General features: G+C 75.8%; 7 protein-coding genes. 6 read left to right on the forward strand and 1 reads right to left on the reverse strand.

The features are described from left to right. The 6 genes from AC6EUL_RS22685 to AC6EUL_RS22710 form a co-directional block, all read left to right on the forward strand. Positions 1-295 (forward strand): DUF3168 domain-containing protein (locus AC6EUL_RS22685; protein ID WP_499872860.1); only part of this gene is annotated, 295 nt, incomplete at its 5' end. A 23-nt stretch (positions 296-318) separates the two neighbouring features. Beyond that, a complete protein-coding gene (locus tag AC6EUL_RS22690; protein ID WP_056211943.1) occupies positions 319-726 on the forward strand; it encodes a phage major tail protein, TP901-1 family in 408 nt (135 codons plus the stop codon). Continuing rightward, positions 726-1,049 (forward strand): gene transfer agent family protein, encoded by a 324-nt coding sequence (locus tag AC6EUL_RS22695; protein WP_056496632.1) that lies wholly within the window; start codon positions 726-728, stop codon positions 1,047-1,049. The genes AC6EUL_RS22690 and AC6EUL_RS22695 overlap by 1 nt, the downstream gene beginning before the upstream one ends. After that, complete coding sequence (locus tag AC6EUL_RS22700) at positions 1,046-1,264, forward strand: phage tail assembly chaperone (RefSeq protein ID WP_056277409.1); 219 nt, start codon at positions 1,046-1,048, stop codon at positions 1,262-1,264. The genes AC6EUL_RS22695 and AC6EUL_RS22700 overlap by 4 nt, the downstream gene beginning before the upstream one ends. A gap of 15 nt (positions 1,265-1,279) precedes the next feature. Continuing rightward, positions 1,280-1,855 carry a phage tail tape measure protein gene (locus AC6EUL_RS22705; protein WP_056350933.1) on the forward strand — a complete coding sequence of 192 codons (576 nt, stop codon included), beginning with the start codon at positions 1,280-1,282 and terminating at the stop codon, positions 1,853-1,855. Positions 1,856-1,874: 19 nt separating this feature from the next. Further along, positions 1,875-2,528: a DUF2460 domain-containing protein gene (locus AC6EUL_RS22710; RefSeq protein ID WP_056382321.1), complete on the forward strand. Its 654-nt coding sequence runs from the start codon at positions 1,875-1,877 to the stop codon at positions 2,526-2,528. Here AC6EUL_RS22710 and AC6EUL_RS22715 read toward each other — a convergent pair. Continuing rightward, positions 2,509-3,358: pyridoxamine 5'-phosphate oxidase family protein (locus AC6EUL_RS22715; RefSeq protein WP_499872864.1), on the reverse strand; the 850-nt coding region annotated here is incomplete at its 5' end. The genes AC6EUL_RS22710 and AC6EUL_RS22715 overlap by 20 nt on opposite strands.

Below are 3,358 nucleotides of genomic sequence, written 5' to 3' on the forward strand. Positions count from 1 at the left end.
GCCGGTCTACGCCCTGTTCGGGGACGCCGAGATCCGCGACGATTCCGTCGACGGCGCCCGGCGCCACCGGCACGCCCTCGGCCTGACGGTCTTCGCCCGGCCGGGCTCGCTCCGCAGCGCGGTGGATGCCGCCGAGCGCATCGCCGACCTCCTGCACGACGCGCCCCTCGCCCTCGCGGGCCACACCCTCGTGCGCCTCGACCTGGAGGCCATCGCCGTGCGGCGCGACCCCGCCAGCGGCGAGGCCCGCGCCACCCTGACCCTGCGGGCGATCACCGAGCGCCTCTCCGCCTGACCCCTCGATCCACGGAGCCCCCCATGGCAGCCCAACGCGGCAAGGACCTGCTTATCCGCATCGCCTCCGGCAGCGGCTTTCTCGCGGTGGCGGGCCTGCGGGCCCGCCAGATCGCCTTCAACGCCGAGACGGTGGACGTGACGAACGCCGATTCCGCCGGGCGCTGGCGCGAACTCCTGGCCGGGGCCGGGGTGCGCCGGGCCGCCCTCTCGGGCTCCGGGGTGTTCCGCGACGAGGCCTCCGATGGCCGCCTGCGGCAGGTGTTCTTCGACGGCAGCCTGGAGACCTACCAGATCGTGGTGCCGGCCTTCGGCACCCTGGAGGGCGTCTTCCAGATCACCAGCCTGGAATACCGCGGGGATCACGCCGGGGAGGTGACCTTCGACCTGGCCCTCGACTCGGCCGGCCCCCTCGCCTTCACGGCCGCCTGATGGCCAACCGCCGGCGCGGCGAGGTGACCCTGGCCCTGGGCCCCGAGCGCTATACCCTCTGCCTCACCCTCGGGGCCCTGGCCGAACTCGAGGATGCCCTCGGGGCCGCCGACCTCACCGAGCTCGCCGCCCGCTTCGGCGAGGGGCGGCTCAGGAGCCGGGACCTCATCGCGCTCCTCGGCGCGGCCCTGCGCGGCGGCGGCCACGACCTCGACGCGGCCGCCGTCGCGGCCCTGCCGCTGGCGGGCGACCTGGAGGCGATCGGAACGGCGATCGGCGCCGTGCTCGCCGCGGCCTTCGGCGAGGCCCCCGAAACCCCTTGAGCCCCACGGGCGGGACCGCGCCGGAGCCGCCCTCCGCCTTCCCGTGGGACGAGGCGCTGGCGCTGGGCCTCGCCCGCCTGCGCTGGCGCCCGCGCGACTTCTGGCGCGCCACGCCGCGCGAACTGATGGCCGCCGCCGGCCTGACCGGGGCCCGCACCGCCCTCGACGGGGCGGCCCTGCGGGACCTGATCGCCCGCTTCCCCGACCCGACCTGATGCGAGCCCCCCGCCATGGCCGAGACCGACCCCGACCGCAGCACCGCGGCCCGCGCCCGGCAGCTGGAGACCCTCGACCGGCTCGCCCAGCGCTTCGGCCGGAGCCTGTCCCAGGCGCTCAGCCTCAATGTCGGGGCCGGGCGCCAGCTCGACAGCGTCCTCGGCACGCTGGCGACGAAGCTCTCCAGCGTGACGGTCAAGGCGGCCCTGAGCCCGGTCAAGGCCGGGATCACCCGGCTGGTGAACGGGCTGATCGGGTCGGGCGCGGGCAGTGCCGAAGCGGCCTTCGCCGACGGCGGGGTTCTGCAGCGGGGCCGCGTCCGCCCCTTCGCGGCCGGCGGCGTCGTGGCCGCCCCGACCTACTTCCCCATGCGCGACGGCCTCGGCCTGATGGGCGAGGCCGGGCCGGAGGCGATCCTGCCCCTGAAGCGCGGCAGCGACGGGCGGCTCGGCGTCGCGACGGGCGGCCAGGCCTCCGCCCCCGTGACCATCCACATTGCCACCCCGGACCTCGAGAGCTTCCGCCGCTCGGAGGCGCAGGTGGCCGCCGGCCTCGCCCGGGCGGTGGCCCGGGGCCGGCGCGGTCTGTGAGGCGAAAGGAGGAATCCACATGGTCGACGATCCGCCGAGCGACTTCCACGAGGTCCGCTTTCCCCTCGACGTGGCCCTGCGCGGCAGCGGCGGCCCGAGCCGGCTGACCGAGATCGTCACCCTGGCCTCGGGCCGCGAGCACCGCAACAGCCGCTGGGCCGATTCCCGCCGGCGCTACGATGCCGGCTTCGGCATCCGCACCCTCGACGCCCTGCACGCGGTGCTGAGCTTCTTCGAGGAGCGGCGGGGCCGGCTCTACGGCTTCCGCTACCGCGACCGGGTCGATGCGACCTCCGGGCCGCCCTCGCGCGCGATCGCGGCCACCGACCAGCTCCTCGGCCTCGGGGACGGGGCCACCCGGGTGTTCCAGCTCGCCAAGACCTACGGCACCGGGCCCGCGCCCTATCGGCGGACCATCGCCAAGCCGGTGGCCGAGAGCGTGCGGGTGGCGGTGGACGGCGTCGCGGTGCCGGTGGCCAAGGTCGCCTGCGAGGCCGCCACCGGCCGCCTCACCTTCGCGGCCGACGCCGTGCCGGCGGCGGGCGCGCGGGTGACGGCGGGCTTCGCCTTCGACGTCCCGGTCCGCTTCGACACCGACGACCTCACCATCGACCTCTCGGCCTTCGCCGCGGGGGAGATCCCACGGGTGCCGCTCATCGAGATCGTGCCGTAGGGGGCGCGAACCGCAGCGGCCAGGCGCCCGGGCGCCGGATCACTTTGCGGGGCGTGACGCGCCAGAGGCGCTCGGCGCCGGGGTGGTCCGCGAGGTCGGGAGCGTCGAGGACGACCTCGGAATGCCCGGTCATCTGCACGAGGTCGCCGGTCGCGAAGTCGATGAACAGAAGCCCGGCGCGCGGGTTGGCGAGCAGGTTGCCCAGGGTGTTGAAGAACCGGTTGCCGGCATAATCCGGCACCGTCAGGACCCCGTCCGCGCCGATTCGGACGAAGCCGGCGGGACCGCCCCGATGCGAGACGTCGACCTGCCGGCGGCCATCGGCGCCGAGGGCGTAGCTCGCCACGAACATCGTCTCCGCGCTCCCGATGAGGGCGCGGGCCTGAACGTCGAGGTGGTGCGACACCCGGGGCGCGGCCAGCGAGGCCGGGACCGGCGCCGGATCGGTCCGGACGCGGATGTATTGCGGGCAGTTGCCGAAGCTCTGCGCCACGCGGACCGCGAAGCCGTCCGGGCGGTCGCGCACCACCGTGCCGTTCAGGCGGTTGCGCCGCCGCGTGCCGAGGTCGATCCCGAGGAGGCCGAGGGCGGCGCCGTCCGAGAGCCCCGCCTCGGCGGGATCGTCGGGCTCGGGGGCCGCCCGGACCCGCAGGTGCCCGGGATCGGGCGCGTCGAGGAAGCCCGGCGCCCCGGTCCGCACCGTCGCCCAGGCCTCGCCGTCCGGATCGACCGTCCCGAGCACCACGAAGGGGAGTTGGCGGTAGAAGGCGCGGTGCTGCGCGATCAGGTGGTCGCGGATCACCCGGGGACCCAGTTCGGCCATCCGCTCG

The organism is Methylobacterium sp. 001424705, assembly GCF_059816145.1.